This window comes from Bulleidia sp. HCP3S3_C9, from assembly GCF_052064035.1.
Classification (GTDB): domain Bacteria; phylum Bacillota_I; class Bacilli_A; order Erysipelotrichales; family Erysipelotrichaceae; genus Bulleidia.
In genome coordinates this window covers 1-495 of record NZ_JBQHWJ010000137.1, presented here as the reverse complement: position 1 = coordinate 495, position 495 = coordinate 1, and the positions used below count along the sequence as shown (strand labels likewise).

The following is a 495-nucleotide window of genomic DNA, read 5'->3' as shown; positions in this document are numbered from 1 at the left end:
TGCACCGTACGTACGGTTCCGTATACGGCGCTACATTTGTATTAAAATCACAACTATCTTAGATAGTATTCCAGCGGATTGACTAAACCTGGTCTTTCCGCTTTTTGTATGACCAGCACTTTTGGACTGATGATAAAGTTGATTACATTCAATCCACATTGTCGATATAATCCAAGTCTTGTATTTGCCACCTTGAATATATCCTCGTCTGTAAAATTGCATCTGAATCTCTTGTTGATTCTCTGCAGATTCGTATAGATTCTCATTGGCTTTTTCCACTGCTTGATTATGACTACACGTATCTTGTGGCGCAGCCATTGTCCAAATTCTTTCATGAATATCTTCATGCTTCCTATGCGGAAATAATTTATCCATCCATGAACGATCTGATTCACTTTTGTAAATGTATAAGAAAGTGGTCTAGCTACTGCTGCTTTTCGTTGCAGTACTTCTCTGATTTTCGTGTATAGCTTTACTTTCCTGTCACTGCTAGGT

At 38.4% G+C, this 495-nt stretch carries 1 protein-coding gene; it reads right to left on the bottom strand.

The annotated features are described in order from the left end of the window. Nucleotides 1–53: 53 nt before the first annotated feature. Nucleotides 54–495 (bottom strand): group II intron maturase-specific domain-containing protein (locus ACTND6_RS11135; protein ID WP_441024336.1); only part of this gene is annotated, 442 nt, incomplete at its 5' end.